17 protein-coding genes are annotated in these 26,551 nt (G+C 40.7%); 7 read left to right on the top strand and 10 right to left on the bottom strand.

The window, feature by feature from the left end; all coding sequences use genetic code 11:
• Nucleotides 1-103: LuxR C-terminal-related transcriptional regulator (locus DSM02_RS11630; protein ID WP_240674041.1), on the bottom strand; the 103-nt coding region annotated here is incomplete at its 3' end.
• A 156-nt stretch (nt 104-259) separates the two neighbouring features.
• On the opposite strand from DSM02_RS11630, the gene DSM02_RS11625 reads away from it, so the two are divergent.
• Complete coding sequence (locus tag DSM02_RS11625) at nt 260-682, top strand: hypothetical protein (protein ID WP_128765794.1); 423 nt, start codon at nt 260-262, stop codon at nt 680-682.
• A gap of 179 nt (nt 683-861) precedes the next feature.
• Here DSM02_RS11625 and DSM02_RS11620 read toward each other — a convergent pair whose 3' ends face one another.
• The 3 genes from DSM02_RS11620 to DSM02_RS11610 all read right to left on the bottom strand — a co-directional run bounded on the left by DSM02_RS11620 (nt 862) and on the right by DSM02_RS11610 (nt 4,016).
• A complete protein-coding gene (locus DSM02_RS11620) occupies nt 862-1,524 on the bottom strand; it encodes a hypothetical protein (protein WP_128765793.1) in 663 nt (220 codons plus the stop codon).
• A gap of 802 nt (nt 1,525-2,326) precedes the next feature.
• Nucleotides 2,327-3,430 (bottom strand): hypothetical protein, encoded by a 1,104-nt coding sequence (locus DSM02_RS11615; protein WP_128765792.1) that lies wholly within the window; start codon nt 3,428-3,430, stop codon nt 2,327-2,329.
• A gap of 325 nt (nt 3,431-3,755) precedes the next feature.
• A complete protein-coding gene (locus DSM02_RS11610; RefSeq protein ID WP_128765791.1) occupies nt 3,756-4,016 on the bottom strand; it encodes a helix-turn-helix domain-containing protein in 261 nt (86 codons plus the stop codon).
• 1,615 nt (nt 4,017-5,631) lie between these two features.
• Here DSM02_RS11610 and DSM02_RS11605 point away from each other — a divergent pair.
• The 3 genes from DSM02_RS11605 to DSM02_RS11595 all read left to right on the top strand — a co-directional run bounded on the left by DSM02_RS11605 (nt 5,632) and on the right by DSM02_RS11595 (nt 12,668).
• Nucleotides 5,632-8,643 (top strand): SusC/RagA family TonB-linked outer membrane protein, encoded by a 3,012-nt coding sequence (locus DSM02_RS11605; RefSeq protein WP_128765790.1) that lies wholly within the window; start codon nt 5,632-5,634, stop codon nt 8,641-8,643.
• A gap of 85 nt (nt 8,644-8,728) precedes the next feature.
• Complete coding sequence (locus DSM02_RS11600; RefSeq protein WP_164918300.1) at nt 8,729-10,060, top strand: RagB/SusD family nutrient uptake outer membrane protein; 1,332 nt, start codon at nt 8,729-8,731, stop codon at nt 10,058-10,060.
• Nucleotides 10,047-12,668, top strand: coding sequence for an alpha/beta hydrolase family protein (locus tag DSM02_RS11595; RefSeq protein ID WP_128765788.1), 2,622 nt, complete (start codon nt 10,047-10,049; stop codon nt 12,666-12,668). Before DSM02_RS11600 ends, DSM02_RS11595 begins: the two co-directional genes overlap by 14 nt.
• 51 nt (nt 12,669-12,719) lie before the next feature.
• On the opposite strand, the gene DSM02_RS11590 is transcribed toward DSM02_RS11595, so the two are convergent.
• The 4 genes from DSM02_RS11590 to DSM02_RS11575 form a co-directional block, all read right to left on the bottom strand.
• Entirely contained in the window at nt 12,720-12,989 is a 270-nt protein-coding gene (locus tag DSM02_RS11590; protein WP_128765787.1) for a DUF6520 family protein, read from the bottom strand.
• Nucleotides 12,990-13,085: 96 nt separating this feature from the next.
• Entirely contained in the window at nt 13,086-14,588 is a 1,503-nt protein-coding gene (locus tag DSM02_RS11585; protein WP_128765786.1) for a MauE/DoxX family redox-associated membrane protein, read from the bottom strand.
• A gap of 68 nt (nt 14,589-14,656) precedes the next feature.
• A complete protein-coding gene (locus DSM02_RS11580; RefSeq protein ID WP_128765785.1) occupies nt 14,657-15,604 on the bottom strand; it encodes a helix-turn-helix domain-containing protein in 948 nt (315 codons plus the stop codon).
• A 43-nt stretch (nt 15,605-15,647) separates the two neighbouring features.
• Nucleotides 15,648-16,022, bottom strand: a complete 375-nt coding sequence (locus tag DSM02_RS11575) for a DUF7793 family protein (protein ID WP_128765784.1) — start codon at nt 16,020-16,022, stop codon at nt 15,648-15,650.
• 224 nt (nt 16,023-16,246) lie between these two features.
• Here DSM02_RS11575 and DSM02_RS11570 point away from each other — a divergent pair, with 224 nt between their 5' ends.
• From DSM02_RS11570 to DSM02_RS11560, 3 genes are all read left to right on the top strand, one after another.
• Nucleotides 16,247-18,676 carry a bifunctional aminotransferase class I/II-fold pyridoxal phosphate-dependent enzyme/GNAT family N-acetyltransferase gene (locus DSM02_RS11570; RefSeq protein ID WP_128765783.1) on the top strand — a complete coding sequence of 810 codons (2,430 nt, stop codon included), beginning with the start codon at nt 16,247-16,249 and terminating at the stop codon, nt 18,674-18,676.
• 13 nt (nt 18,677-18,689) lie between these two features.
• Nucleotides 18,690-20,390: an AraC family transcriptional regulator gene (locus DSM02_RS11565; RefSeq protein WP_128765782.1), complete on the top strand. Its 1,701-nt coding sequence runs from the start codon at nt 18,690-18,692 to the stop codon at nt 20,388-20,390.
• A 240-nt stretch (nt 20,391-20,630) separates the two neighbouring features.
• Complete coding sequence (locus DSM02_RS11560) at nt 20,631-22,808, top strand: prolyl oligopeptidase family serine peptidase (RefSeq protein ID WP_128765781.1); 2,178 nt, start codon at nt 20,631-20,633, stop codon at nt 22,806-22,808.
• Nucleotide 22,809: 1 nt separating this feature from the next.
• Here DSM02_RS11560 and DSM02_RS11555 read toward each other — a convergent pair whose 3' ends face one another.
• Nucleotides 22,810-24,102, bottom strand: a complete 1,293-nt coding sequence (locus DSM02_RS11555; RefSeq protein WP_128765780.1) for an HlyD family secretion protein — start codon at nt 24,100-24,102, stop codon at nt 22,810-22,812.
• A gap of 1 nt (nt 24,103) precedes the next feature.
• Nucleotides 24,104-26,287, bottom strand: coding sequence for a peptidase domain-containing ABC transporter (locus DSM02_RS11550; RefSeq protein WP_128765779.1), 2,184 nt, complete (start codon nt 26,285-26,287; stop codon nt 24,104-24,106).
• Between the last annotated feature and the right edge of the window lie 264 nt (nt 26,288-26,551).

Genomic DNA, 26,551 nt, shown 5'->3' with positions numbered 1-26,551 from the left:
GCATATAGGTGTTTACCGTATTGCGGGAGATCCCAAGGGTGGCTCCAATTTTACGGTTACTAAACCCATCGAGGTGTAAGGATATTATCTGTTTTAAGTCCATTGGATCAAGTGTGTTGGCCATATCGCTTCGTTTTAAGCGACAAGGTATTATTTACTTGATCTTTTAAAGTGGCACAAAACAAACCGATACAACTGGCACAAATCGAACCGATATAGGTTTAACTAAAAACCAAAAAGTGGCACAATTCAAACCGAAATGCCTGGCACTAACCGACCGAAATCAGTGGCACAATTTGATCCGAGTTATCCAACAGGATCAAGACTAATTGCAGAACCCTATTCTCAATTAGCAATTCACTCGAATGACGATGAAATTATTGATGTTATATTAAAAAGTCTTGAGAATGTTAAAGAATCAATTGATGATCCTGTAGATTATAACATGTATAAAAATGAATATTTTGCAGCACTTGGTATAAAATCGTTTAATCAGCTTTACAATTTTCCTGTTAATGTTTTCGCCGAAAAAAATAATGAGGCAGTATCATTTACTCCTTGGGTGAAATCTAGAGAGCATAAAGGACTAGTGCCTATGGACGAAGTTTTTACTGCACCTTTAAACAATAAAGAATTGATTAAACAATCTTTTCAAAAAACAGTAGAGAAAAGTAGAAGATAACTATGAAATTTATGACATTATCCCAAGCTGTTTTACCATTAGAAATGGAGTACAAATTGGTTTAAATAAACAAACCAAACTGACTGCATATGAAATGCCGTATGAATTGAGAGGTTTACGTACGGTTCTGTAAGCCGTTTAGAGGTAAAACTCCCCTTTACCTACTCGACTATAAGCTTTTATTGAATTTTTAAATCAATTCTTTTTCTCGCAAGGCTCTGATCAAAAGCTTGATTAGAAACCCCAAAGGCAAATCTTTCTATTTCCGATTTCATTAATCCTTTGTCATCTTGTGAAACAATGAAGTTGATTTGTTGTTGTCCTTCAGGGGACTGAATTAATCCCCTAGCATAATTAGGCCCATAGCTAGCAACTTCATCAATGACAGCACTTACACGACTCTTATATGCCTCATATTCTGCTATAGTAGCTTCATACTGGCCTTGAACTTGAATCAACTTCGACTTGAAGTTATCATATTCCTTTTTAGAATTTTCCAGTTTATCGGACAAATTCATAAGTTTTATTTCCTTTAACTGTATACTTTTTTCTACTTCTTCTTTTTTGTTTTTAAAGTCGAGAAACTGTCTTTGATAATGATCAGCTTTTAACTCAACTTGCGTTTTTTCGATAGATGCTTCCTTATCGGATAAATTTCCAATCTGTTCTTTTAGATCCATTATTTGTTGCTCTTTGGCTTTATCAGTAACAATATAATAGCTTAAGAAACCCAGAATTAATGTTGTAATTATGCTTAGGTGAGCTGGATTTTTATAAAACGGTTGACTAAGCTTTTTAATTTCTAGTTGAAGCTTATCTATCTCAAGTTTTTCCTTTTCCATTGTTTTGATTGCTTATAACTGGTTTTATCGTAACAAATATAGTCGTTTATAAAAGCCATTCGTGGAAATGTTATGCTTTTTATGCCTAATGATCAAGGAGTTATGAGTAAGATCCAATACTGTTCTAAATCAAAAAGCACATTTTACAACCCATCCACCTCATTACAGAGCCCACTTTGCATCTGGGCAACTGGCAGTTTACGTGCAGGCATCTTCTAGGTGCTACCACACTGCTACCACAGTGCAACCACACTCCAACCACACTTTGCCACAGATTTTGTAGTTGAATACGGTAGCAAAGTTGTTAGAGGGTAGTATAGCCCAGACTGATCTCAGGACGATGCTCGTAGAAAACGGGGATTAGGATAGGAGGGGAGCAGGAGAATGCCGTGATCTATAGCATTACTGCTGATGCGTTTTCCGGTTTGTACAAAATACCTGAATACAATCCTGGTGGCACGTGAGGTTTAAATGGATCATCTTAGCTTTGTAGTAGCTTAATCCGAGAGGTATCTATGCCTTATTATAGCCTTGTACTCGAGTGAAGTACGGGTGAAACACGGGTGAACTACGGGTGAACTACGGGTGAACCTTTCACTAGTGGTGGTGAGTAATTTATTTTGGGTAGCTTTTAGGATGGTAGTTCTCGAAAGTACAAAAAATTCTTTCCCTTTCGAAGTTTAGTTACTTATATTTTGGCTTAGTTTACCGCGCCACCAGTTACAGACTGGCGGGAGCGGGGCTACAGTCCTTGATATTTCTACCGTCTGCCCATTGTATATATAGCCAGTTTTTTTAAATTTTACATTTGTTTTTCAATCTTTTTTATTGTTTCGGATTTCTTCTTGGCTATATCATATAAATAATTAAAATCCAATCTTCCAATATAGTCAGGTTCGCTAAAATCAGGATAGCAAGTTTTCCAGAATAAAAGTCCAACTTCCATGGATATCTTAGAAAAGTCGTTTGCTTTTTTTATCCAGTCCTGAGGTTTTAGCCAAATCCTCACTTTTTTCGGAGAATAGTGAACTGATGAGTTTCTTAAATCTTCAAAGTTTTCAAAAAACGATTTGAAAGGTTCCTTAATTTGATTGTCATCAGTTGTATTTATGATTGCTCTTTTATCTTGCCTAATTATTTTTTGAAAAATCTCAATTTTTGATTTTAATGATAAATACCCTTTATTTTTCATACCATTTAAAATCTCTTGTTGTTTCTCATCAAGTTTTTCAAGGTTTCTTAATGAATAATCATGTCCAATACTGTTTACAAAACACTCTATAAAAGAGAAGAATGAAACAATTGAGAGTCTACTATTTACAGCTACTTCATAATTTAGTTCTGTCAATTCACTTCTTTTCTCATTAGTAAACTTTTGTCCTTTGGCTTCTTCTTGTTTCAATATTTCACCGTACTTTAAAAGTACATCAAAGAAATATTGAGCTTTTACTAATAGATTAAAAGAATCTTTTAGTAAGAATTCTTCTTCTATACCTCCTAATCCTTTATGCCCAAAAATTCCAATTTTATAATGATAAGGAACATAATTGTAATGATAAAAATTTGATAAATCCATAAATTTCTCAAACCAACCATAATCAATTCCAGAGTTTAAAAAACTATACTCATCATCCCTATTCTTAAATAGGTCATTCCATGCTGTAGCAATTTCTGATATAGTACATTTTAGAGGAAATTTATTAATAAATTGGTCAGTCATTTTTTTTAGAAGAGACCTTATTTCTGGCAATCGTTCCTTTATTAATTCGGGATCACTATTTTTTAGAAAATCATTAACTGCTGTAACAATATCCTTGATTTGTTTTAGGTCAGTATTTGGTACAAAATTGCCGACCATATGCAGGTAAACAGCATAATCAAAGGTTTCGTTAATCTTTTTTTTCAAATTACTCATTTATGCAGTGTCTCTCTTTAAACTGGCTGTTGTTATATCCTGAGAAAATACCCGTTATCCCGTTTATTATTCCGGGATAATCGGAACTTTAATTCCTGTTTATCCAAGTGGTAGGTCAAATTACTTTTTCCAAAACATACCAGCTTACGGTATTCCTTAATCCCATTAAAATGGAACTCCATTTTAGGATTATACCAGTATAATTTTTGTTAAGTAAGTCGGAAAAGCGATAGCGTATCATCACCAAGCCAAAAATTATGATAGAGTATGAAGGGCGTATAAAATCAAAAAAATACTAGAAAATTATATAGTAAACCTACATATCAATTTTGTGCTTTTTAATATCGAACTTAAAATTAAAAAGATCTTTTGGTTCAATTTCTAGTAGGCTAGCCATTTTTAGAATAGTTTCAATAGTTGGATTCCCTTTACCATTCTCATACTTATTATAATTACTCGAATCAAAATCAGAGTTTATTGCAACCTTATTCATCGTTTTAAACTTTTTTTCTCGGAGCTTAGCTAGGTTTTTACCAAACTCTTTCATATAAAGTTCTAATGCTTTTTTACTGTCCATAATTATTGCTTAAGCAATGAATTTGACCATTATGGATAAAAATATTATGGTGTTATATCACCATAAACAAAAACATTTATTATATTTACCTCAGAATTATATATTTGCGAAACTTCTTTAAGTAATATATGGAAGCATTCGCTTTGAATCTCGGATTGAAAACTGGTAATTTTGAACACACGAGAGGATAAGCCGTGATGCTCGTGACCATGGCACGGGCGGATCGCTTATTGTGTGTAGGTAACCAGTACCTCAATCCGATAAGTTGATTCCCCGCGCCTTTTTTGTATTCGGGCGCTTCGTAAATCTTCAACTTGTCTTTTCAAAGTTGTCTACTTCTTTTTATAAAGCTTCGCACCCCTAAGATTCCCCCTACATTTATTAAGGCCATCGTGGCCGCCATCCCTCACGGGGTGAGGTGTTTAATTTTTTAAATTGATTTTGCCTATGGTATACACGTGGTGTTGTATTCATTTTTTTAAATGAGGCTATCTATAAGGGTTTACGAGTTTAAGGTAAACCTTTAGGGTATGAGTGTTTAGAGGTTCTAAGGATGTTCTGTTCATTTTCTTGAGCTCGAGAGACTCCTACGTCGTTTGAAGACTTAAAGGTTCTCTTGTAACAGTGCATTCCTCTCCCTACGGTCGTCGGATGCAGAAAAGAAAGGAGCCCCTCGCTTAGGAATTTTTCGCCTTAGGGGCGAAAACCGCCTTGTCAGCTCCGCGTCGCTAATCAGGTTTTACTAAGAGTAATTCTTACTTAAAGTAAAGTAGTCCGTTTTAAAGCCTACGCGCCATCTGGCTCATTCGCTAAAAAGGTCTACCAGACCTTTTCTTAACGCTCTGCCCTGGCTATTCTGAACCGAGGGAGAACTAAAGAATGATATTCTTAGTTCCAATTTTAGAAACGGCCTACAAGAAGGTATCGTAAAATTTGAAGTAAGCGAAACGTAGCAGGCGGTTCTGTTTGAGGCCGCCAGAGCGGCCGAGTTAAGCGCATGCAGTGCAGCGAACGATAAATTTAGATACCATCTTGTGAGCCTAGCGTTTTTTGTTTCTTTTTTGGGCAATGCAAAAAAGAAAGAGAACATAAATAGAAGTAAGAATCTTGCTTTAGCAGCACTATTCTGATTAATCAAAATACATAAACCATAAAAAATAAAACTTATGTATGACGCACGTGTTTACGGGTACACGTCATAATCCGCTAAGTCACCCGTGGGTTATGGGTTATTTCCCTACGAAGTAGCCTGTAGATGGGTGGGTTGACCCTTTTAAGGGACTAGGGCTTATACCGGGTAGGTTTAAGCACACCGGTGAATTAGCCACAAAAAAAAGAGCTGGCAGATCGTAAGGTCTGTGAAAGAGAGAAAAGAGAAGCGCTAAAAAGTAAATTTCAGCTGTCAAGCTGGGTTAATAGATGTTTAAGCTAGTTGATAACCGAATGGTCTTCGACAAGCTCAGACTGACATTCGATAAGCTCAGAATGACAAGCCATTGCTGAATAAATTTTAGTAAGTCTTCTAAGCTCCAGACCTTCCCCTCAGAGTGGAATCAAGTGGGGAAGGCGTGAGCTTAAATAAAACTATTGTTTCATTTATTAACACGACGAAGTTATGAAAAATAAGACTACGCGCCTTACGGGGGCTGCGTTGCCGGGGCTGATATGCCTTTTAATGAGCCTGAGCGCCCTCTGGGCCAGTGCCTCACCCTTACAATCACGGGTAACCGGAAGCGTTACCGACACGAATGACAACCCCATCCCCGGGGTAAGTATTTCCCTTAAAAATTCGAATACCGGTACTCAAACCGATATGGACGGGAGCTTTGAACTGCTGGCCTCGCCGCAGGATACCTTGCGTATCAGCTATATCGGTTTTAAGACCTTATTGCTGCCGGTGGGGAATCAAACTACTTTTAATATCATCCTGCAACAGGACATTACAGACCTGGGCGAGGTGATCATCAATGCCGGGTATTACAACACCACCCGCCGCGAGCAAACGGGTAGTATCGCCCGGGTGACCGCCGAGGAAATCGAGCGGCAGCCGGTGACCAATCCGTTAGCCGCCCTGCAGGGCCGGATGGCAGGGGTTAATATCACCCAAACCACCGGAGTGCCGGGAGGCAGTTTTGACATTCAGATACGGGGAGTTAACAGCTTGCGCGCTCAGGCCAATAAACCCCTGTATATCATAGATGGCGTTCCCTACGCCAGTGAAACCCTCGGGTATAACCAAACCTACGGTTCTATACTGCCCGGAGACGGGTTGAGTCCGCTCAACAGCATCAATCCGGCAGATATCAAAAGCATTGAGATTCTCAAAGATGCCGATGCCACAGCCATATACGGTTCGCGCGGGGCCAATGGGGTGGTGCTGATCACTACCAAAACCGGTAGTCCCGGAAAAACCCGGTTTCAGGCCCGATTACAAAGCGGAATCAGTTATGTAGGCCGTACCACCCAAATGCTAAACACCCCACAGTTTTTGCAGATGCGGGAAGAGGCCTATGCCAATGACGGAATCGCCATCCCGGCTAACGCCTATGATATCAACGGCACCTGGGATCGTGACCGGTATACCCACTGGCAGGAGGTATTTATAGGCAGGCAGGCCGAAACCCTTAATGCTCAGGTATCAGTATCGGGAGGCAGTGCGCAAACCCGTTTTTTACTAAGTGGTGGCTATCAAAGGCAGGGAACGGTATTTCCGGGAGATTATACCTATGGCCGAGGTTCAGTACATTTAAATTTGAATCACCAATCTACAGATGAGCGGTTTAGAATAAACCTGTCTACCACCTATACCAGTGATCAAAACAACCTGCCTCAAAGCGATTTGATACGCCTGGCTTATCAACTGGCACCCAATGCACCAGAATTATATGATGAAGTAGGTAATCTCAATTGGGAAAATTCTACGTGGAATAATCCACTAGCCAGTCTCGAGCGTGCATATGAAGTGCAGACCCAAACCCTGATTGCCAATTCGGTTATCAGTTACCGCTTGTTTGACGCGCTTACCGCCAAGGTGAATTTGGGTTATACCACTTCTAAAGTAGATGAGCAGGTGACCAACCCATCAACTGCTATAGACCCGGCATTTGGCAGGGGCAGTGAATTCTCAAGTTTGCGTACCAATGACGCTTCGTCCCATTCGTGGATTGTTGAGCCGCAACTCAATTATCAGGCAGTCTGGGGCAATCACGAGCTGGATGTTTTGGTGGGAGGTAGCTTTCAGGATCAACAGCGCCAACAACTGGGGATTTATGCTTTTGGCTTTGCCAGCAACAGCCTGATCACCAATGCCGCTGCAGCAAGCACCTTGCGTATTACCAATAACGATGTACGGGAATACCGTTATGTGGCAGCCTTTGGGCGTATCAATTATCAGTTGAATTCCAAATACCTGCTTAATCTGACAGCAAGGCGGGACGGCTCTAGCCGGTTTGGCCCCGGCAAACAATTTGCCAATTTTGGAGCTGTGGGTCTGGCCTGGATTTTTAGTGAAGAGCGCGGCGTTAAAGATAAGATGGGGTTTCTCAATTTTGGAAAATTGCGGGGAAGTTACGGGATTACCGGAAGTGACGCCATAGGCGATTATCAATACCTAAATACCTATACGAGTACAGGTACGAGTTATGACGGTCAAACCACATTGGAACCTACGCGGCTTTTTAACCCCAATTTTAGCTGGGAGACCAATAAAAAACTGGAGCTGGCTCTGGAACTGGGTATGTTTAATGACCGAATTCGCAGTACGGTGGCTTTTTACCGCAATCGTTCGGGCAATCAATTGGTGGGTATTCCGCTTCCCGGTACTACGGGATTTAGCAATCTGCAGGCCAATCTGGATGCGCTCGTTGAAAATAAAGGCTGGGAGCTTAGTCTGAATACCGTTAACCTGGACAATAAAGCGTTTCGGTGGGAGAGTGGGATCAATCTTACGATACCCAAAACGACTTTAAAAAGTTTTCCCGATCTGGAAGGTTCTACTTACGCCAATCAATATGTAGTGGGGGAGCCTCTGAATATTGTAAAGGTCTTCGAATTTACCCAGGTGAATCCGGAAAGCGGAATCTATGAATTTACCGATTTTAACGAAGATGATTCAGTCAGCTTTGCAGACGACCGGCAGGCGGTAGTCTCCCTTGATCCAAAATATTTTGGAGGCTTTTCCAATAGTTTTTCCTATAAAGGCTGGGAATTGAATGTGTTGCTGCAGTTTGTTAAGCAAACCGGCTTGGATGCGGTCTATCAGAACGCGATACCCGGAGGTGGAGCTAATCAGCATACCGGAGTGCTGGAGCGTTGGCAGCAGGAGGGTGATCTTAGCCGGGTGCAACGCTATGCCTCGGGACGCGTATTGGCACCGGCATTGGGGTTTGCCTATGCGCGAAGCAGCACATTGGCTTACAGCGATGCTTCGTTTGTACGCCTTAAAAACCTGGCTCTGAATTATACCTTTCCGAAGCAGTTCTTTAGAAAGCTGCAATGTACACTGAGTGTACAGGGGCAAAATCTTGCGGTATGGACGCCCTACACGGGTAATGACCCCGAAAACCAGTCGGTATTGTCTTTACCGCCTTTAACCACCCTGACTACAGGGATTACTCTTTCTTTTTAAACACATGATGATGAAAACGATAAATCCAAACACGTTTCTCTGTCCCCTAAAGCGGAGCGCCTTATTCCTACTGTTGCTTCTAAATTTGACAGCCTGTGAATCTTTTGTAGAACTGGAGCTGCCCGATGATCAGTTATACGGAGCGGGCGTATTTAACGACTATACTACGGCCTCGGCTGCCTTAACCGATATTTATGCGGGTTACCGGGACAATACACTGCTTACCGGAAATACCGAAGGTATGAGCTATCTGCTAGGTCATTATGCTGACGAACTCGATTTATATACCAGTTCGTTGCCTAATGTAGAGCCCTTTAATACCAACAGTCTTTTGCCGGGTAATCCCTATCTGGCCATACAGTGGAATAACAGTTATAATTTGATCTTTGCGGCAAACAGCATTCTTGAAGCGGTTCCCAATGCTGTCGATCTTACACCAGAGCAACAGAATCAATTGATGGGCGAAGCTTTATTTAACCGGGCGTTGATTCATTTTTACCTGACTCAACTCTACGGGGCAATACCTTATCTCAGCAGTACCGACTATGAAACCAATCGCAGTGCCTCGCGCAAGGAAGAAGTTGAGGTTTACCAAAGGTGTATTGAAGATTTGGCACGGGCCAAAGCACTGCTTCCTCAAGCCTATACCAATGCATCCCGTACACGACCCAATACATGGGCCTGTACTGCGGTATTGGCGCGGGTATATCTGTATGCCAACAATTGGGAGCAGGCAGCAGAGGAAGCCGGTGCGGTGCTGGCACAGCAGGACTATTATGCGTTAAACCCGGAGTTGGATGAAGTGTTTCTGGTAAACAGCCGGGAAACCCTGTGGCAATTAGCACCTAATGCAGCTGGTGGAAATACTACCGAAGGACCGCAGTTTATATTCAGTACGGCTCCGCCACCTGATTCAGCCCTTAGTACTGTTTTACTAAATTCTTTTGAGAATGGGGATCAACGGGAACAGGCCTGGGTTCAAACTGTTACTGAAGGTACAAACAGCTATGCTTTTGCCTATAAGTATAAACAGAATACTAACACGACTGTTTCTCTGGAGCACAGTATTATGCTGAGATTGGCAGAAGTGTATTTAATACGTGCCGAAGCCTATGCACGGCTCAACAGGCCTGCACCCGCTCTGGCAGATTTAAATGCTCTCAGGCAGCGTGCCGGTCTTACGCCTTTAGCCGGATTGGATGGAACTGCCCTTTTAGATGCGGTAGTACAGGAGCGAAGGGTAGAACTTTTTACCGAACTGGGGCATCGCTTTTTTGACCTCAAGCGCTTTGATAAACTGGATGCAGTGTTAGGTGAATTAAAGGAAAGTTGGGATGCTACTGACCGTATTTTCCCTATTCCTCAGAACGAGCTCGAACTCAACCCTAATTTAAGACCGCAGAATGATGGTTATTAGTTTAGTACGAACATTCGTTTTTGGGCTGGTACTGACTATGCAAGTAGTTGTGCTGGCTCAGGCACAGACCGATTCCATTTTGTCTCCGGCCTATTACGATACCTGGGAAACTATTCAAAATTTAAAACTGAAAGCTGAAGGAGATTACGTAGCCTTTGTGACCCTGACCCGAACTCCTAAATCACGGCTGTATCTCATCAATACCCGAAGCCGGGAGCAGATGCAGTTTGATGCCGGGATGGTGTATGACTTTATTCCCGGGACCAACTGGTTTACTTATGTGAATGGGACCGATCGTTATTTTTTGAACCTCCAAACCAAACGCCAATTGCAGTTTAGTGGGGTTAGGCAGTATAGGTATGATGACGAAAGGGAGCAATTGCTACTGTATGGGGCAGATCAGAGTCTGGAGCTTATCCGAATGCGGGATGAAGAGGTGTTGTTCCGACAGGAGCAGGTAAAACAGCTGGTTTCTCCAGAAGATGGGAAGCAGGTGTTTTTTGTGAAAACCACTGCTACTGAAGACCAGATTATGTTTTACGATTTGAGATCTGAAACTTTGAAGGTGCTCTACACAGCGCCAAAAGGACAGTTAGATAAGTTGGTACTTGACGGTACAGCTCTAGTCTGGGTAGAGCAGCAGGAAACCCATCCTGAATTGCATGTACTACCCAATTTTAAAACCGGGGATAAGATGCACGTACTTAAACTGGAGGACCGAAATTTTCCTAAGGGAAGTCAGTTTGTAACTCGCAGAACCGGAGATCTCGTTGTACGCGGAGAATGTGCGGCTATCTTATTTAAAGTACAGATTCCCAAAGTTCAAACAGAGGCCGATACGCTTTATAAGTCGGGCATTGAGCAATGGAACTCTTCAGACCCTGAACTATATCCACGGATGCGTGGGGTATATGACATGGTAAATCTACCTCGTGAATATGTGTGGTGGTATACTGAGGATCGGTTGGTAGAACTGAGCTCAGAAACCTGCCCGGTGATAGCCTTATCTGATGACTTAGAAACTGCGTTGGGTTATGATCGCTATCGTTATAAAACACTTACCAGCAACCATGGTCCCATTGATTTGTACCAGATTGATCCCTATACGGGAACCCGCAACCTCGTTTTGGAAGGTTTCCCTTTTGCCCTCAATTCAACCTTGAATTTAGCACCTGATGGAAAAGCAGTAGCCTATTTTTCCAGAAAAAATTGGTGGTTCTACGACTTTGAAACCGGCAAGCAGGTATCTATAACAGGCGGTTTGAACACGGCCTTTTACGATATGCATTATGATGCCGGCGGTGAAGCGCCACCAGCCGGGAGGTTGTACTGGGATGTATCTGGGGAATATATTTATCTAAGGGATAATTACGATCTCTATGCTTTTAAACGTTCAGATACCAGTCTGATCAGGATTACGCGTGGGGCCGAAAAAGACATCCGTTTTGAGATTGATCGTAGCAGTATGGAAGACCGGAACCCTGAAAACCTGAGTTCTCCCTTTACACCTCAAAAAGTGGATTTAGATGACGGAATAGTATTAAAGGGTGTTAATCAAAATACGTACGCTGAGCAGCTAACCTATCTAAAAGGAAATTTTAAGGTTAAAGAAATTCTGAAAGAGCCCGCAAGGATACGATTGCCTGAGGTCGTTTCCAACGGAAAGATGGCTGTGTTTAAGCAAGAGACTTCTAATACATCACCTGCATTGTACGTAAAACGGGCGGGGCAGGAAGCAACCCGGATATTTGAGACCAATCCTGAATTGACAGGGCATTATAATCCCAGAACGACCTTAATAGACTATACCGGGATTGGGGATCAGGATCTGAAAGCGGTTTTGTACTATCCATTGAACTACGATCCGCATAAGCAATATCCTATGGTGGTACACCTGTATGAGCGGCAATCCCAGTATCTGCACCGGTATTTTAGGCCCGATGATTTAATAGGCTTAAAAGGTTTTAATCCTTTTGAGTTGCTACGCGAGGGCTACTTTGTGTTGATGCCCGATCTTAATTTTATCCCCGGAAAAGTTAGGGAATCGGTTACTATAGGGATTAATAATGCGGTGGACGCTGCTTTAAAAAAGGCACCTGTAGATGCTTCAAATATTGGAATCTACGGCTATTCCTTTGGAGGTTATGAAGCTGCGTTGTTAGCTACCCAATCCCATCGTTTTAAGACCTATATAGCCGGAGGAGCACCCCTAGATACCTACATAAAATACTTTAGTGTAGCATGGAATTTAAATGAAGCTAATTATTACTTTCTGGAAAATCATCAGATACGGGAGGCAGGTACTTTTTTTGAACGTAAGCAAAGCTATATGAATAATTCGGCTCTGTACCTATCTGATCAAATTAGTAGCCCTATGCTTTTGTTTTCAGGAAAAGAAGATGGGCAGGTCAACTGGACCGATGGGCTGAGTCTCTATTTATCCCTACGCCGTCAGGAAAAGCCTGCTATTTTTTTGGTGTATGAGGGCGAGAATCATGCATTTATGAAACCGGAAAACAACCGAGATATCTCAGACCGTATCTTAGATTGGTTTGATTATCATCTCAAGGGGATACAGGACAGCCCCTGGATTGAATTGGAATATTAAAAAAGAGGTGCTCCGTAGAGCACCTCCTTCGCGAAAGCCGATTAATCCAACCTATTGCATAGGTTCATATAGTACCACTTCGCAAGTAGGATCTTCCGGATTTACCTTACCAAAAACCTGATGGCCGGTGGTAAGATCAGTACAAATAGGGCCATTGTTAATAGTAGAACATTGTCTGCTTTCCTGACAAAGTGCGGTGTCTACATAGCCCTGCACTAAAGCTGCACTGGTATCTGCTTTTGGGGCGGTACCAAATGCACTTAATACGCCAAAGGCCATTGCCATTACTGGCAGGCCTAGTTTTAAAACATGTGTTTTCATAATGTTTAAATTTAAAATGATGATTTACTCTGTTTACAGGTTTTCAATCTTCCCCTGATACTGATCAGTATATTTTGAGTTTTATAAATCCTTTTTTCAGTTTAGCTGAAATACTTCCGTTTTTAGGCTGTAGATCAGGAGTTGGTCTCCTGCGACCGCATAGAGATTAGCTCCTTTAACACTGAAATCTTTAAGCCGACTTTCTTTGGTTTTATAGAGGTGAAAACTAAATCGGTATGAATAGTTGAGCAGGTCATACACATCGATAATAAAGGCATCCTTAAGCATTTGTTTAGAATCATTTACACCCAGAACATCCGAATGAATGAATACATGTCGGCCATAGGTTGCGGTATGTTTATTTACATAATAGGGCGGATTGGCCAGCTTACGAGCCCCTAAGGTTTCTTCTATTTGAAGCTGTGCCATGCTTGTCGTATCTATGGTGGTTACCCGTTCGATTAAGTTGAGACTCTTGTCGGCAATGAAGAATTGGTTGCGGTAGTAGTAAGTATATATAATGCGTTCTAATTGCGAATTATAGAGCAGCATCCCATCTGTCGAAAAGATGCCATCTTGCTGGGGTTCTAACAGGTTTGGATTTCGTTTTAGGGTATCGGGCTTGTTGAAGTTTAAAACCGCCAGTTCATTTTTGGACTTCAGAATATTCCGGGTTCTGACTATTGCGGTGGAATCGTTTTTGGCTTGTAATAGCGAAAAACTTTGACTCACTGAAATGGAATCTAACCTAAGGTCGTTAAGATTACCGGCTAACAGGATGTTTGCTGCGCTATCGTAGAGGTAGATTTTATTTTTATGAATTTGGATCTTGATAGATTGAAAGGGGAGAGCCCTTTGAACTTCACTTAATTGAATCTGTAAATGGATGGTGTCTTTAGAATTCAGGTTTAGTTTTAGTAAGTGCAGTGGAGCGGTAGTATTTCCCAGATAGAGCGCATCATCATTAATGCCAGCGAGGTAGTATGAATTATAACCTAGTTTTATGGTGTCTCTTAGTGTAGCTGGATGATGTGGATATCGACGGTTTAGTTGATTGTTATAATGCAGTGTATTTTCTGAAGTGAGGAATAGAACGATTACCAATGTACAACTGCCCAGAGTCAGCATAACAAGAATTAATAAAGGCTTTACATACTTTTTACCAGCGCTGTCCTGAGATTGAGCTTTACCCAAAAACAAACCAATAAGCGCAAGAATGATACAACCCAGGTTGAAGAATAGATGCTGCGTCCAGTTCAGCTCTTCTAGAATACCTCCACACGAACACGGGATGTAATCCGCGTAATTTAAAATAAGGATGATATAGGCAGTAAACATACACATCAGCAGGTAACTCGCTATTAAAGCCAGTCTCCTTGTTTTATCTATAAATAATAAAGCTGCCAATAGTATTTCAATCCCCGGGATCAGCCAGACCATTACTTCGGCATAAGAAGTGAGCACCGGTGATTTACTGAGTTGCACAAAGAACTGATCAAAATCCAGTAGTTTACTAATTGCAGCATAGGACCACAACAGGATAAATGCAGTAGTTACTGCAGTAGTAATACCTGATTTTTGAGACTTTAAGGTTTGCATATCAGAACTTTACTGCAAGTTCCTAAAGAATACTTGACAATTTTGGATAATGATTTACCTCTAAGGGATTAATTCCCCGCTTTCCTCAATTCCCTGGGAGTGCTACCGAAGTGATTTTTAAAGGAGCGTGAAAAATGAGAAGAGGTTTTAAAACCCATCATGACTGCAATAGCTTTTAGAGGGATGGAAGAGGATTCTACTAGGGTTTTGGCATAATTGAGGCGTTCTTCCATTTGAAATTTAAATACCGTGATTCCATAAAGTTCCTTAAATCCGTTTTTCAGTTTGAACTCATTGGTACCAAACTCGTGAGCAAGTTCTTGTAAGGATCCCAGAGATTCAGCGAGATTCTTTTCAATGTGGGCGTGAATCTGCTTGATGATGTTGATATCCTCTTCATTTTTTAAAACCGAATCCGAAAGATCAAGGAAATTTTTATAGTGATTCTTTCCTTCAGATTCAGAATACATACTGTCCAGGTGCTCCCTGATATTTACAGTACGTACCCCGGTTAACAAAAATCTTGACTTGGATTTTTTAGGATATAATTCATTCAAAAAGAACGTGAGCGGTTGTTTAAGCTTTTTTTTGCCTTTTAAATTTAAACTTAATTTTTTGGGGAACCTGTTGACCTGTGTAATAGCCTTAGACCAAAGTTCCTGAGATTCCTTATCGAGGAGTTCTATAAACTGCATTCCAATCAGGCGGGATTTTTTAATCGGAATATAGTCCTTGTAAGAGGATGTGACCCCTTGAATATTATAATCCTCATCCAGTACAAAACCTATGTCAATAAGATGTTCATAGGTTTTTCTGCTTTGTATCAGATAGAGGTTTTCAAAATATTCGGAGAGCTTGTCGGCCAGCATATTGATCAGGACCGTGATGGCTTCAATCTCATCATCATTTGTAGTGGTAGGAATACGGTAATTTAAGTTACCCCTTCCCATCTCAATAATCATTTTCTTAATTAGGGAGATTCTTTCGTCGTCATTAGTATTAAATTCTGTTTCCATACCAGTATTAATTTATTCATTACACTAAAGGTCATAGCGTTACTTAGATATAAGACTTTAAAAAGTCTAGTGCTTGTTCTTCGTTGGTAAAAATTCCGGTAGGGACCAGATGTGTATTAGATTGGACAAAAAACTCTGCCCGTGCTTTATTGTGAATAGGTTGTACCAAGAAACTTATCGCTTTAGTCAGCAACGTGCCTTCATAGGCAAAAAAGTTCCTTGCGATGGTGTCTGCATCCAGAAGATTACTGGCATCGCATAATACGGGATATGCGCGTCCATTTTGAAATTGAATACGATCTGACACAATACGCCTGGCAAGCTCGATACCCCGTATCTGGGTGGGCTTGTACTCAAAATACAGGATGGAATCTGCAATTCGCATCCGGGCATAATCGGTTTCTAAAAAATTGTGCATAGTCATAATCCGCTACAAATTAATATAAATAATATCTACAACTCATATAATTACTTGTCTCTAAGGGATTTTGTTAGGGTTTAAAGTCTTTTGGAGTCAACTACTTGCCTCTAAGGGATTAAAAGTTGTCTCTAAGGGATAAAAAGCGGTTTGCGTAGGGGGAAAGAATAGAGGCTAGAGAATAATTATCTAGCTTCAATAACAAATTTAAAATCTATCTTCTTATGGCAAAGATTAAGCACAATAATTTTTTAGATTCGGTTGACGATGTGATGGTACGCGCCAAAGAAGAAGGGGTACTTCATTTGTATGCCAGCGGTAGTACCCTTAGTGGCAGGTATCTGGAGATAGATGGGAAAAAACACTATCACTTTGGTACTACTGGCTATTTGGGTCTTGAGCAGGATCCCCGGCTTAAAGAAGCAGCCATTCAGGCTATTCGCGACTGCGGGACTCAGTTTCCGCTTTCCAAATCCTACATCTCCCATCCGCTTTATGAAGAACTGGAGCATAATATGGCAGCTATTTATAATACCCCTGTTATTATTACCAAAAACAGTACGCTGGGGCATCTGGCCGTATTACCCGCGGCGGTAAGAGATGAAGATGCGGTAATTCTGGATCATCAGGTGCATTGGAGTGTACATCACGCTACAGAGGTTTTAAAAACGCGTGGTATACCGGTAGAGATGATCAGGCACAATAACCTGAACATGCTCGAAGAAAAACTTAGGGAATTGGGGCAACGAGCAGAGAAGGTTTGGTACCTCGCAGATGGGGTGTATTCCATGTATGGCGATTTTGCACCTATTGACGAACTGATGGGTCTGGTAAGGAAATACCCGCAATTGCATCTGTATTTCGACGATGTTCACGGCATGAGTTGGAAAGGTAAGCATGGCAGCGGATATGTGATGAGCGTTTTACAGGAGCTACCGAAACAGGTGCTGCTTATTGGTACCTTAAGCAAAACCTTCGGAGCCAGCGGGGCTACTGTGGTTACTACAGATCGCAAATTGTATTCCCGAATTAAGAACTTTGGAGGTCCGCTTACCTTTTCTGCCCAACTGGAACCGGCTTCGGTAGCTGCAGCTATTGCCTCTTCCCGGATTCATTTATCGGATGAGATTTATGAACGGCAGCAGGATTTACAAAACCGGATAAGCCATTTTAACAGGCTGCTGTCCCAGACCGATTTGCCATTAATCGATCACAATGATTCCCCGGTACATTTTATAGGCACGGGTACACCCGCCACGGGTTATGAACTGGTTAAGCTAATGATGCAGGATGGGTTTTATACCAATCTGGGTATTTTTCCTGCAGTACCGGTTAAGAATACCGGAGTACGCATCACCATTTCCAAACATAACGAACTCGAGGATATTACCGGCCTGGTGGACGCATTGTCCATAAACTACAAGCTGGCGCTCGAGCATACGCAAACTTCCCTGCAACGGGTGCGCAGGGCTTTTAAACTGCCGGAAGCCAAGGCATCTGATACTCTGGATGCCTCTAAATATTCCGGCAGGTTTCAGGTCAGCCTGGAATCAAGCATTACAAGAATCAATAAGGAACTGTGGAATACCTATATGGGAGGGAAGAGCATATACGATTGGGAGGGGCTTAGATTATTGGAAGAATCCTTTAGCGGAAATGAAGAGCAGGAAAACAACTGGGAGTTTCGGTATTTGGTTATTCTGCACAATCAGGAGCCTGTACTCATGACTTATCTTACGTGTGCGCTGTGGAAAGATGATATCTTTTCTAAAAAAGAGGTATCTGCATATCTGGAAAAAGAACGTAAGATGAATCCCTATCATTTAACTTCCAGGGTATTGAGTTTGGGTTCGCTTATCACTGAAGGCGATCATCTATATATTGATTTTAATCATACCGATTGGCTGGAGGCTTTGAACCTGTTTTTCCGTGTACTGGAAGATCTCGAACGGGAGTTTCAGGCTGAAATGATTGTGCTTCGTGATTTTAGGAAAGACAACCGTCTGCATAAGCATTTTAATTTACAGGGCCTTGTGCGTATGGATATGCCGGAATCTGCCCGGTTTGAACAATTTGACTGGGAAAGCAGTGCTGATTTTATCAGCAGTCTTAGTAAAAAGTCACGCGCCCATTTTAGAAAGGATATCGCAACTTTTCAAGAGCACGTTGATGTTCAAATACGCCCTTCATTAAATCGGGTGGAATTAAGACGCTGTTATAAATTATATAAGAAGGTTAAGAAAGCTAATTTGGGCCTCAATACCTTCACCTATCCCTTTCAGCTATTCCAGAATATGAACGCCCATAACGCATATGAATTCATTGTACTCTGTAATGATGATGACGACAAATACCGACTGATCTTAGGTGTAATGTATTGTTATAAATCGGGTAAAACCTACGTGCCTAATCTAATTGGTCTCGATTATGAATATGTCAACGAATATGGGGTCTACAGGCAATTGCTTTATCATACGATTTTAAGAGCGAAGGAATTGGGGATGGAACGCATTGATTTTGGAATGACCGCCGGTTTTGAGAAGCGGAAACTGGGAGCAGAAGTTATTGAAAATGTGAGTTATGTTCAGGTAAGGGATAATTATAAGCTGGAATCACTGGGGATTTTACAGGGAGCTACTGATAAATTAAGCTAATACATTTGAAAGCATGTCGTCATTTGGGATTTGGATATGGGTTGTGACTTTGGGATTTCCGCAGCAGGAGGTCCTGAACATAGATGTTGCCCAAGACAAAGATGTGCATGACAGCTATTACCGAAACTATCTTAATGGCTTAAGCATTCCTGAACTGAGAGCAGCTTACGATGTGAAAGGGATAGCTTTGGGGAAGCAGGAGCTGATTACAGAAGCATACTTTCATAAAGCCCGATTGGCCAAAGACAGTTTTGAAGTGGCACGAGCTTTTGATTTCGCTGCCCGCTTGTATGATACCAAAACCAATTTAAAATACGCAGACAGTATCATTCTGTATTCCCAAAACTGTGGGGATTTTACCTATCCGGCATTGGGCTATATGCTAAAGGGCTACTATTACTATGAAAGCGGAGCCTATGATAAATCATTGAAAGCCTATTATAAAGCTTATGATCTGGCCCGGTTGAATCGAAATAGAGATCAGGAAATCGAGATCAGTCAGGCATTAGGAGCCTTTCAGAACCGCTGGGGAGACTATACCAAGGCTATTGAAATCTATGAAAATCACATAACCTATCTAAAATCACTCCCTGATTTTGAAACAGAATATCTGGAAGATTATTTAATCACCCTCCACAATCTGCAACTGGCCTATCAACGTGCCGGTGAGTATGATCAGGCAGGCCGACTTATCGAAACCGGATTGAACAAAACCTTGAGTAGTCCGGACCGGTTATTCTTTTATGATTTTCTGCATTCCAAGGGTGTCAACGCCTATTATTTGGGTCATTTTGAAAACGCGCAAAAGCTTTTACTGGAAGCATTGCCGGGAATTATCGAAGATCTCTCTGTAGTATCGGTATCTTATTACTATCTGGGACAAATTGCTAAAAAAAGCGGTGATACCTCCTTTGCCTATGACTATTTTAAAAAGATAGATTCGGTTTATACGCTAAATCAGGAGGTATACCCGGAGCTTAAAAGCGTGTATGATGATTTGATTAGGTTCAGTAGAGACTTACCAGATTCCGAAACAGAGCTCTATTACACCCGTAGGGCGCTGGCGATTGATTCGGTCATTAATTCCAACAAACTATTTTCAAACACCAGCTATCTCAATCAGGTAGAAAGACCCAGACTTCTGGAAGAAGTAGATTCAGCAAGGCAGGCATTTAAATCGCGTTACCGCAAACAAATACTGGGATACAGTTTACTGGTACTCTTTGTTTTATTTGCGGGATTATTTATACGCTCCAGCTACCAGCGTAAACAAACCTCTTTCTCTCAGGCAGCAACGTCTGTAATAGGTGAAAAATTCAGTAGGGATGAAGAAGCAACAGAGCCTGTTCTTACCGAAGAGATTAAGACCGTATTGCTGCACCGATTGCAAAAGTTTGAAGAGGGGGAAGCCTTTTTAGATCCTGAATTGAGCCTTTTCGGACTAGCCAAAGATCTGAATACTAATTCGGCCTATCTCTCACGGGTAATCAATGAGGTTAAAGGAGTCAACTTTTCCAATTATATCAATGAATTACGGGTACAACACCTCCTCAAAAAGCTGGAAGATGATCCCCAGCTGCAGTTTTACAAAATACAGGCTTTGGGAGAAGAGGTAGGTTTTAAGCGGGCTTATTCTTTTTCAAAAGCTTTTGAGCGCAAAGTAGGGGAGAAACCTTCAAACTATTTAAAGCAATTACGATCTGTAGAAAGCTGAATACTATTTACTTAAGTGGAATTAATGATTAACAATTACTATTAATTAAATACCTTGTATTATGAAACAACCCAATTTAAAATCCTTCGAGAAATTCAAGATTAAAAACCCTCAGGCCATCTTAGGTGGATTTGCAGACAAAGGTCCCATCCGCAGGGACAAGCTAAAACGACCTAAACACGGTTTTTAAATTTAGTTTTAATCAGCTCCGGAGCTTCCGGAGCTTTTAAACCCAAACTGATGAAGTATATATGGCTTCTTACTTTCCTCTATTTCCCCCTCCATTCGTATTCTCAACAGCCGGTAAAACCTAAATTACAGTATCCCGCGATATATGCAAAAGATGTTCAGGAAGCTTATTTTGAAATAGAAGTAACTGATTCTTACCGGCATCTGGAACAACTGGAGCAGGAGGAAATCAAAGCATGGTATGAAGCTCAGGAAAAGCTGGCAGATACGGTATTAAACAACATAACAGGTCGCAAGCTGCTAATGGATAAGTTTACAGATTATGGGAACCGGGCTGCTGAAAATATCCCAGAGGTTAAAATCACGGAGAGCGGAAGATACTTTTATTTAAAGCGGAGGACAGGTGAGCAATATGCTCGATTATACTACCGGGATTCCTATGAGGCCGAAGAAAAGATGTTGTTTGATCCAAAATCCTATGATTACAATACCAACCACACCATAAGTTATTTTAAACCCAGCTGGAAAGGCGATAAGGTAGCTGTTGCGCTTACTCATTCAGGATATGAAATATCAGATATCATCATTCTCAATCTCGAAACGCATGACCGCCATCCCGAAGTTTTAAAAAATGCGTGGCCTGATTCGTTTTTAGGAATCAGTTGGCTGCCGGACGATACCGGTTTTCTATTTCTTCAGTTTTCATTTGAGGAGGACGGCTCTGAGCATACCGAGACGGTACTGCACAGATTAGGGAAACCGGCAGATTCTCTGGTCTCTGTTTTTGGTACTAAAACCAACACGGATTTAAATCTCACCGATGAGGTTTATCCCATTGCAACTATTGATTCCAAAGATGCTGAATATGCTTTAGGTTATCTGGCGACTGTAGACAATTTCTGGGATGCCTATATAACGCCAATAGCCGATCTCAAACAGGGTAAACCCAATTGGAAACCTTTTTTTACTAAAGAAGATCAGGTCTATACTTCAGAAGGTCAGTTTTACAGAGATAAGTACTACTACCGCACGAATAAGCTTAAGAATACCAATACGATTAACAGGGTACCGATTTTAAACCCAGATTTTAGCAATGCAACTTTATATGCTGATTCAGATACAAGTGAAATTATAGATGCTTTTGTGGTGACAGATTTCGGAGTTTATTATACCACTTCACTTTATGGTACTCAAGCACAATTGTGGTATTCCAACGGAATCGAACAGCGCCAGATTGATTTGCCTTACAAACCGGGGGCCATTGAGCTGTATCAAACTCAGTCAGGAAGTTCGGACCTGTGGATTAACCTGTCGGGGTGGACATCGGAAAGTGACCGCTATCATCTGGATTTAAAAACTCAAAAGCTGACTGATCAACCTCTTACCACACCGGTGAATTTTGACGAGTTTAAGAATATCATAAGCAACGAACTACTGGTAGAAGCGGATGATGGGGAGCAGATACCGGTATCTCTTATCTATTCTAAAAACCTGAAAAAGGACGGTACAAATCCGACTTTACTTTATACCTACGGTGCATACGGTACTACTATTTCTCCCTTCTTTTCTCCGATTTTTCTAAGCTGGGTAGAATTGGGTGGTGTACTTTGTATACCCCACGTAAGAGGGGGAGGTGAAAAGGGGGAGGAGTGGCACCTGCAGGGCATGAAACTTAATAAAGCAAACAGTTGGAAAGACCTGATTGCTGTTACCGAATATCTAATTGATAAGGGATTTACGTCTCCGGAAAAGACGGTAATTTATAGTTCGAGTGCCGGAGGGATAACCATAGGGGGAGCACTAAATGAAAAACCCGAGTTGTTTGCGGCAGCAATTGCTGAAGTTCCTGTGATGAATCCCTTTAGAAGTGAGAACCGGGATGATGGTGGAGGCTCTAATCAGGATGAATACGGAAGTATAAGCGATTCTTTAGGTGTTGTTGGTTTAAAGCGGATGGATCCGTATTTGAACATACGCCCTAGCAATTATCCTGCAGTATTGATAACCGCAGGAGACAACGATGCACGAGTGCCACTGTGGATGCCCGGGAAGTATGTAGCCCGGCTTCAGCATAGTACCACTTCAAATGATCCGGTACTTTTTCGCATTCATAAGGAATCTGGCCATCAGGGAAGCTCAGAAATTTCACAGATGTATCTGGAATATGTAGATGTTTTTTCCTTTGGATTATGGCAAACCGGCCATCCCTTATTTCAGTCCCAAGAATAGATTATCGATCAAGTAATTGTTTGAATTGAATAAATAAACGCTCTAATAACCTTAAGTCTTCCGTAATGATTTCTGCAGAACCCGGCATTTCCGGTTTGTAGTCAATAGGTTTACCATAGGTGGTGACTAAAGAATCCGGGAGACTCACATCAATGATGTAGTTCTGTTCTTCATCAGGTAAGGCCGAGACACTTGTAATAGTTCCTTTCAGCACTCCAAATTCATTTTCGGGATAATTCGCCAAATTGATGTTTACAGTTTGACCCGTTTTGATTTTACCTGAATTCTGAGCCGGAGCGGTGAGTTTCGCTAAATAGCCTTTGCTGTCATTGGGAATTACCGTAAAAATAACATCACCCTGATTGACGGTTTGGTTTGTATTCCAGTAATTCATAAAAGTTATTTTTCCAGGCTGTTCTGCTTCTAATAGATATACATATTTCCAATCTTTTATGCTCTTTTTGAGTTGATTAAAGGACTGAATCAACGCTTTAGAAAGCGATATGGATTCCCGAGTGCGGTTGATGTCTGTAGACCGTGAATTTGAACTCGTAGCATTGATTGCGTCTCTAAGCTGAGAGCGTAGGTTGATTAGGTTTTCGTAATTACGCTGGGCCTGAAGAAATTCAATTTGCCTGGTTTCGTATTCCTGTTCGGCAATGACGCCTTTATCATAAAGCGTATTCATACGTTCCAAATCATTCTCTTTAAACTCCAGTTCTTTCTTATTGATGCGTATTTGAGATTCTAAATTAGAGACCTGAAGCTTTAATTCGGATAGCTTAAGTTGTTGAGCATTGGCTTCATTAGAATAGGGGCGCAGGTTTTTGTTGATGGAATAGGCAATATAGCTATTCTCAAAATTGGCATACGCCTGTTCAACCTCACCCAAAAAGAGCAGCGGTAAATCATCTATTGGAAAGAAGAATTCATTTTCAGTGACTTCCAGTGTATCTAAAAGGGAGTCCAGAAATACAATATCGGAATAATTAGCAGTGTTTTCCAATAAGGCTAAAGGTTGTCCTGAAAATACCTGCTGATTCGCATCAACAAAAATACTGTCAATTCTGGCCGTAGTTCTTGCATAGATTTTTTCTGCAGGATTTTCCGTAGTGAGAAAGGCACTAGATTTAATGATATCCGGGTATTTGATAAACCAAGCCATTACCAATACTAATACGATAAGACTGAAAAATAAAGTGTTACCCCATCTGATCATCCAGTTGGGAACACGGGTAAGGATTTCCTGAACCTCTTCACTGCGCAATTCAATATTTTCAAGTTTTTCCGGCATCTTATTTTCCGAGTTCAAGTTGATTTTTAACCAAATTATAATAGGACCCTTTTTGTTTAATGAGTTCGTGATGATTTCCTATCTCGATGATTTTTCCCTGATCGAGCACGACGATTCGGTCTGCGTGCCTTACCGTACTCAAACGGTGTGCAACCACCACCACAGTACGGTCTTCAAAGAAGGAATTCAATTTCTCAATAATTGTTTTCTCATTATTGGCATCTAAAGCAGAAGTGGCCTCATCAAAGAACAAATATTTAGGATCTTTATAAACGGCACGGGCGATCAACAAACGTTGTTTTTGTCCGGTACTGAGCCCAACACCTTCCATACCGATTTTGGTATTGTAGGATAGGGGAAGGGATTCTATAAAGTCCTTGATGTTTGCTAGATCAACGGCTTTGGCCAGTTTGTCTTTATCAATATAGTCTTCTCCAATAGCTATGTTGTGGGCAATTGTATCATTAAAAATATAACCCTCCTGCATCACTACCCCACAAATGGACCTCCATATTTTTTGGGATATGTTTTCTAGTTTATGCGTTCCCAGAAACACATCTCCTTCAATGGGGGAGTAATATTTCATAAGCAGTTTGATAAGTGTAGATTTGCCACTACCGCTCACCCCAACAATGGCTGTGACTTTCTTTCCAGGAATCAAAAGATCTAAATCCTCAAGAACCAATTTGTCAGAACCCGTGTATCTGAAAGATACGCCTTCCAATTTTAAGTCGGAATCGTAATTTATTTTGGTGAGCTTTTGGGATGTGTCCTCTTCGTTTTCTTTATTGTGAATTTCACCCAATCGGTCTAGTGATATCTTAGCATCCTGATACTCGCGAACAAAATTGATGAGCTGGGAAATGGGGGAATTTAACTGTCCTACGATATAGGAAATGGCCAGCATCATTCCTAACGTGATTTCTCCCTTAATCACTAAAGTCGCAGATAATACAGTGATAAGGATGTTTTTGAGCTCATTTATAAAGTTAGAACCAACCTGTTGGTATTGTTCCAGCGCAAGCCCTTCTACAGAGATTTTAAAGAGTCGGGCTTGTAAAAACTCCCACCCCCAGCGTTTTTGTTTTTCAGCATTATGCAGTTTGATTTCCTGCATCCCATTGATCAGTTCAATGGTTTTACTCTGTTCCTGACTAACCTGCGAGAATCGTTTGTAATCCAAGTCTGCGCGTTTTTTTAAGAAGATTTTTATCCATAGAAAGTAAAGTACGCTACCACCAAGAAAAACAACGAAGATCCACAAATTATAGTAGGCTAAAACGATCCCAAATATGATTAGGTTAACAAAGGAAAAAAGCACATTTAAAGAGGAAGAGGTTAGAATACGTTCTATCCGTCTATGATCGTTGATACGCTGTAGGATGTCGCCTGTCATTTTAGTGTCGAAAAATGCTATAGGAAGATTCATTAATTTGATGAAAAAATCAGAGATCAAAGAAATATTGAGGCGTGTACTCAAATGTAAAAGAATCCATCCGCGTATTACTTCAATTGCTGTACGGCCTAAGAATAGAAATATCTGAGCAATTAATATGAGATATATAAATTGTATGTCTTGATTTCGTATCCCAACATCAACAATACTTTGGGTTAAGAAAGGAAAAATAAGTTGCAGTAAACTTCCTGCAATTAACCCGATAATGAGTTGAACTAAAAACCTTTTGTATTGTAAGAGATATTTTGAAATAAATCCAAATCCAAATTTGGAGTCCTCTTCAAAACCAGAATCATACAGTTTGGGAGTGGGTTCGAGTAATAATGCTATCCCTTCTTCGGTATGATCATCTGCATTATTGCCGATCCAGGATTTAATGAAATCACTTTTAGAATATTTTAATAATCCGTGGGCAGGATCAGAGATATAAAAAGTATTGTTCTTTATTCTGTAAAGAACTACGTAGTGATTTTTATTCCAATATAAAATGCAGGGTAGAGGAGCTTCTTTAAGTTTATCTAAATCAATACGAACTCCAATGGATCTAAAACCAATATGCTCAGCTGCTTCACTTAGCGATAAAAGGTTGCTTCCAGAACGAGTTGTTTCGCTAATTGTCCTTAAAAGCTGGATTGAAAAACTTTTCCCATAATGTTTAGCTATTATTTTAAGACAGGTTGGGCCGCAGTCTTTATAATCGGGTTGGCGGTAAGTGGGAAAACGTTTCAAACCTTAATTATTACTATTAAATATAGGATTTAAAATCCTGATTATCAGTAAGAATTAATTTCTAATCTATAAAGTTTTTTGATTTTAGAATTTGTGGTACAAATCGAACGCAATTTGAATACCACATTGAAATACTATTTTAAAATTTAATTGAGTTATTATAATATTGTTTAAATCTCTTTGGGACCATTTGGTCTACTTTAATCTTAGACTTTTAGTGAACCTGATTAATAGTTAGAATTACCTTTTGAAATTTCACTTAAT

Origin of the sequence: Leeuwenhoekiella polynyae (assembly GCF_004104075.1) — a bacterium.
GTDB classification, from domain to species: Bacteria; Bacteroidota; Bacteroidia; order Flavobacteriales; family Flavobacteriaceae; genus Leeuwenhoekiella; species Leeuwenhoekiella polynyae.
The sequence above is the reverse complement of the archived record's forward strand: the minus strand, read 5'-3'. Positions and strand labels throughout refer to the sequence as shown.